Origin of the sequence: Halomonas sp. BN3-1 (assembly GCF_003056325.1) — a bacterium.
Classification (GTDB): Bacteria; Pseudomonadota; Gammaproteobacteria; order Pseudomonadales; family Halomonadaceae; genus Halomonas; species Halomonas litopenaei.
This window is the reverse complement of record NZ_PYVV01000017.1, coordinates 117,745-124,079: the sequence shown is the minus strand read 5'-3', so window position 1 is coordinate 124,079 and position 6,335 is coordinate 117,745. Positions and strand designations below refer to the sequence as shown.

General features: G+C 57.0%; 2 protein-coding genes. Both read right to left on the bottom strand.

Annotated elements, in window-relative coordinates:
* Window positions 1–12 precede the first annotated feature (12 nt).
* Entirely contained in the window at window positions 13–1,752 is a 1,740-nt protein-coding gene (locus C9F12_RS22670; RefSeq protein WP_162816539.1) for a cadherin-like domain-containing protein, read from the bottom strand.
* Window positions 1,753–1,984: 232 nt separating this feature from the next.
* Entirely contained in the window at window positions 1,985–6,331 is a 4,347-nt protein-coding gene (locus C9F12_RS19895; protein ID WP_162816538.1) for an Ig-like domain-containing protein, read from the bottom strand.
* Between the last annotated feature and the right edge of the window lie 4 nt (window positions 6,332–6,335).

The following is a 6,335-nucleotide window of genomic DNA, read 5'->3' as shown; positions in this document are numbered from 1 at the left end:
TCAATACCAGGCCTAGAGAGACGTTGAACGCCAAGACGCCTCTGGAGGTATACGCGGAGGTTCTCCAGAAGTCAGTGCCCGGATCTCCGGCACTCCAATAGTGTTGCGCTTGTAGGTTGAGACCGCCGTGCCCGCTCCTGATGTCAGCCTCCAATCTTCGATCCGCAGGGGTTCGGTCGACCCGGCAAAAAATCGGGCCAGAAAACTGGTACTCAGCGTCTCTCCGCCATACGGTGCCACCTGCATTTCCTGTACGTTGGTGTTGTCAAAAAAGTCAAGAACATCGAGCCGAGAACCATCGCCGGCCCCCATAGCGTGTACTTCGCTGAAATACGAAAGATAGAAAAAGGCATCCGCTGCTTCGCCGATCGCCTTTTCATTGACACTCGAAGCACTGATCACATTCTTGTTCTGGTCAAGATAATGGGTAGGAGTACCATCAGAAAGAAGAAGAGTCAGGTTACGAAAACCGGAAAATTCGACTCGTTGGTCCGCATACCATTCGGTCGCAGTGCGAAAAGCCGCTTCGTAATTAGAGCCGCCGGATGCACTCATGTCATCGATAAAGTTCAATGACACCCCAATATCATCGCTGAGGCTTCCCAGGTCGATCACTACCTGCTCGCTGGCATTCGATCCCATATCCACAATCTGTAGATTGATCTGGCCTTCGTGATCGACCAAATCGATGATAAGCCGCTTCAAGGCATCCTTGACTAGCTGCAAGCGGGAAATCCCGCTGACACCGAAACCGGAAGCCATACTACTACCGGTATCGATGATCAGGGAGACATTATAATTGGCAGCCGGGTCAGTACGTATTGTAACTCCCCCTCTATCTCCAATCAGAATATCCTCACCAGACTGGCCCTCAAGAACATCTCCTGTGTTGCCGTCAACCACCAGTGTATCGGGGGCTCTTGCCGACACATCGACGGTCAACTCGCCTTGGGCATGGTCACCATCGCCATCGACAAGGGTATAGATGACGCTGGCACTGCCGGTGAAGCCACTCGCGGGAACAAAGGTCAGGGTGCCATCGTCGTTGATCGACACATGCCCTGCATCATTTCCTCCCACCACCTTCGCCGTCGACAGTCTACCTCCATCCGCACCTGTCTGATCATTGGCCAGCACGTCCACAACGACGGCTTCCCCTTTAGAGCTCCTGGCGATGTCTTCCGTGACCACAGGACTATCGTCATCGACAACGACATCGAGCTGCCCTTCTGCCGTGTCTCCCTCGGAACTGGTGATGGTATAGCGCAGTGGAAAAGCAAGATCATCTTCTCGCCCTGCAGCAGCGTGATCCAGCGGTCTTGCCAGCGCTACCTTGTAGGTCCCGTTGGCCACATCCGTCAACTGCACTGAGATGACGCGCCTGCCTTCTTCATCAAACCCCACGAGTGAGCGTCCGTTACCACTCAAGGTCCAGGCAATTGTAGACCCTGCAGAAGTCCACTCCGGCAACTCATCAGTGCTCCACCTGAAGCGCCCCACTCCTCCATCACCAAAATCGTACCCGAGCGTTCCGAAGACCACGGCTCGCTGACCATTCACATCGTAGGCACCTCCTGATACGCCTCCGGCAAGCCCGTCCTCATCGACTATTGCCTTTGCCGTCCTGGTCGTCGGGTCGCCGTCAGAGTCCGGTGTACTGGCAAGCCTTCTGCTGTCATTTTCTTCCAGATGTTGCCCATCCAAGTAGAGTGCCGCGCCCAGATCAATTTCTTTTACTTGTTGAGTTTCCATGCCCACTCCAACGTTTGTGAAAACAATTTTCTATTGATGACCACTTATCTGGAAGCTAACGAAAAGAATTTAAAAAAACCATTGAACAGAAATCCAAAAAACATGAAAAATAGCGAACGAGCACAAAATACAGTAGAACACTCTCACCAACAAACTAATCCATTATAATAATAAAAAAACACCCGGCTTAGGCCGGGTGTTTTTCCTTTTTAATACCAACTGATCCTCAATATCAGATATCGAGCTGATTATCCTGAATCAATTGCTGCAGGAAGTTGTCGCTAGTCGCACCTCCCATGCTGACATCATGAAGCACAATCGTTTGATCGGCGTTCGTTCCACCAACATTGATGTCGCCACCGGTGTTGAGGGAAAGCAGGGTATCGCTGCCACTCTGACGTGCGAACAGGTAATCTGACACATCTGCGTCAGGGGCATCATCAAGCAGATCGGAAAAATCGAGCCTGTCCGCGTTGTCATCACTGCCAAAACTGCCCAAGGTGAAGTCCGCAATGGTATCGATTGCTGGCGCACCATCACTGCCGGCGTCGCCGGACTCGAAGGCAAAGGTATCGGCGCCGAAACCGCCCATCATCAGGTCATCATCGGCGCCTCCCAGCAGCAAATCATTACCAGCGGCACCCACCAGGATGTCGTCTCCAGCGCCACCGCGAAGGACGTCGTCACCGCCATCCACTCGCAACTCATCCAGCAGTGAGACATAGTTGTCGCTGACGTATTGGCGAATCTGCTCGCTCGACGCGTCGGAGCCACCATTCACCGCCCACTTGAGATACTCGGTCAGACCTTCATAGCCCAGACCATCATGCTCACTGGCGACGAAGGCCTCCCCGGTATCGCCGTTGGTCCAGGCCAGGTGATCGGTATTGACGGTGTCACCGAAGATAAGGTCATCTCCCGCCTGCCCTGTCAGTACGTCGTTACCCAATGGTTTCAGGGTGTCAATCTGGCCGCCGTTGGAAAGAGCGGCATCAAGATCGTCACTATCCTGGACAATCTCCACCTGTCCGTAGTAGGCCAGATCATCATCGCCCACCAGGCGCTCCTCGAGAGAGATTGGATCAATGGCAATGAAATCATCACCACCATCGTTGTTTTCCACCTCGAAGATCAGGCGATATTGACCTGCTTCAAGAAAGCCAGCATCCCACACTCGCCAACTAGTCGATTCAATGACATCAGCAGAAGAGTAGAGCTGCCAACCACCGTCAACATATGACTCTATGGTGTAAGAGATACGGTCCCAGTCGGTATAATCGTTGGTCGCGTAAGCGAAGACAAGTGCGGTCTTCAGGCTATCACTACCCGTATCAGAAACGAAGAATGAAGGGCTGACAACGAATGCTCCTTTACCATCCTTATACCAGTCTTCAATGCGAAGCTGTCCGTGCTGGTTCTGGAATGCCTTGGTGCCAGCACCCGAAACCAGTGTCCAATCCTCGATGCGGAGAGGATCGGTAGAGCCAGGGTCAAAGTCAGCCAAACTGGTCTTTTCTACCAAGGTTCCGCTATACGGAATAGCGTCAAGGCCTTGCACATCGGTATTGTCAAAGAACCTCAGGATATCAACGATCGCTCCGTTCCCAATCCCAACACCATTGACTTCACTAAGACTTGACAGTTCCTTGAAGGCTTCCACCGCTTCGGAAACAGCTGCCTTAGTGATTCGGCTTTGGCCTTCTACCTGGCCAAAATCGTTGAGCCAGTAGTTCGGCCCCCCATCGGTCAAAAAGAAGGTCAGATCTTCGAAGCCACTGTACTCGGGGTTGGCATCCTGGGCGGCCAGCCACTCACTCGCCGTGCGAATACCGGCTTCGAAGTTAGTCGCGCCATCGTTCTTGAAGCCATTGATAAAGCTGATGACCGAGTTGATATCATTGCTGTTTGCGCCGAGATCAAGGGCCACGTGCTGGACCGCATTGGTGCCGAAATCCACGATCTGCAGATTGATCTGACCATCGTGGTCCACCAGATCCACCACCAGCTTCTTCAGCGCCTGCTGTACCAGCTTCAGCTTGGTCAGGCCAGGGCTTCCAGACGCTGCACCCATGCTGCTCGAGGTATCCACAATCAGCGAGATATTGTAGTCGGTGGCCGGCTCCAGGGTGGTAAAGATGCAGCCCTGATCACCGATCATCACGTCGTTACCGCCGTGGGTAAAGGCTGCGTTGTCTCCGTTGTCCCCCACGAACAGCTCGTCCTGGGCATCCGGCGTCACCTGGACAAACAGATCACCATGATCGCGGTCACCGTCCCCGTCGGTCAGGGTGTAACGGATCTGTGCCTGACCATCGAAGTCATCCGCCGGGGTAAAGGTCAGGGTGCCGTCGGCATTGACCGTCACGCTGCCCACGGCGCTGCCGCCCACCACATTGGCGCCGGTCACCTGGCCACCGTCGGCGCCGGCCCGGTCATTGGCGATCACGTCCACGGTGACCGGGTCACCGTTGGTGCTGGCACCGTCGTCCTGGGCTACCGGGCTGTCGTCATCCACCACCACGTTGAGGCGGCCGACGGCAGTATCACCATCGCTATCGGTGACGGTGTACTTCACGCTGAAGGAAATATCGTCCTCACGGCCAGAGGCTCCGTGGTCCAACGGCTTGGCCAGCACCACCTTGTAGCTGCCATTGGCGACGTTGGTCAGCTGAACGGAGATGACCCGATCACCACTGCCGTCGAAGCCGACCAGCGAGCGACCGTTGCCACTCAGTGTCCAGGTGACCGGGCTGCCACCGCTGGTCAGGGACGGCAGTCCATCGGTGGATAGCCGCACCTCGCCAGCGCCGTCATCCCCGAAGTCGTAGCCGAGACTGCCGGTAGCTACCACTCTTTCACCGGCGACATCGGCCACGCCGCCCGCCACGCCACCAGGCAGTCCATCCTCGTCGACAATCGCCTTGGCCGGGCCAGTCGAGGGGTCGCCGTCGGTTTCCGGGGTGGTGGGGGTTCCATCGGAACCTTCGACACTGACAGTCAGGCGACCATCAACGGTATCACCGTCACCGTCGGTAGCGGTGTAGTCGATCACCGCATTGCCACTGAAGCCCGGTGCGGGCTTGAAGGTCAGGGTGCCGTCGGGATTGATGGTGACGTTACCGACATTGCCCCCGCCGACCACGCTGGCATCGGTCAGCTCGCCTTCACCGTCGGCACCGAAGCGATCGTTGTCGAGCACGTCCACGGTCACCGAACCATCACTGTCGGTGCTGGCACTGTCATTGACCAAATGAGGCTCGTCATCATCGACGATGACCCTGAGCTGGCCCGCAGCGCTGTCACCATCGGCATCGCTGATGGTGTAGCCGACATTGAAGTTGATGTCGTCTTCCACGTCGGGGTTGGAATGGTCCAGGGGCTTGGCCAGCACTACCTTGTAGGTGCCGTTGGCGACGTCGGTCAACTGAATCGAGATGACTCGATCACCGTTGCCATCGAAGCCTACCAGCGAGCGACCGTTGCTGCTCAGCGACCAGCTGACAGAGCTGCCATTCGACGTCAGGTTGGGCAGCCCTGTGGTGCTCCAGCTAAAGCCCCCTGCGCCGTCGTTGCCGAAGTCGTAGCCGAGAGAACCGGTGGCGACCACGCGCTCGCCGGCGACGTCATTGGTGCCTCCGGCGATACCGCCGGGCAGCCCATCCTCGTCGACCACCGCCTTGCCGGAGCTGGTGCTCGGGTCGCCGTCGGTTTCCGGCGTGACCGGGGTGCCGTTCCCACCGCCATTGCCACCACCACCGCCACCGGTAATGTCGATGTGGCCATTGCAGGTGACGCTGTCTCCATCGCCGTCGGTGGTGATGATCTTGAAGTCAAGATCGGCGTCTGCGGCGACGTCATCGTCCGCTTCGAAACGCCAGGTCCCGTTGGGCTTCACCACCAGGGTGCCGACACCGGTATCGATGGCAGTACCCAGGGGGTACTGGGTGTTGTCACCAGGCAGCTTGACCACGGTATCGGCGACGCCGTCGGCGCCACCCTGCTGGGACCATGTGCCGGTGACCACATCTCCAGCTGCTACAGAGTCAGGGGTGTAGACGCTATTGGTCGGGGTATCGTCGTCGATATCGATACCAAGTCGTGCCGTGGCCTTGTCACCATCGCCATCGGTGATGGTATAGCCCAGCGAGAGCAGCAGGTTATCCTCGACACCCTGGGAAGGATGGTCGAGCGCCCCCAGAAGGGTGACCTTGAAGTCTCCGGTGTCCAGGTCGAGCAGCTTGACGTGCAGAATCGGTGTACCGTCCGGTGCACGCGCCGTCAGGGTCTCGCCGCTGGGCGACAACTGATAGCTTAGCGACTCCCCGCCGGAGCTCAGTACTGGCAGGCTATCGGGGTCCCAGCGAAAGGCCCCGCTGTCGGCTGGCCCGCTGGCACCAAAGCTGTAGCCAAGGTTACCGGTGACCTTGACGACCTCGCCCGGGTCATCAGCGATACCACCAGCAATACCGTCGGGCATACCGTCTTCATCAAGATTGATTATCGTGCCTATCTCGCAGTCGCAGTCACTGGCAAGCAGAACCGCTGCCTGAGTCGCGTTGTCGGAAGTTGAGGTGCTCATCTTG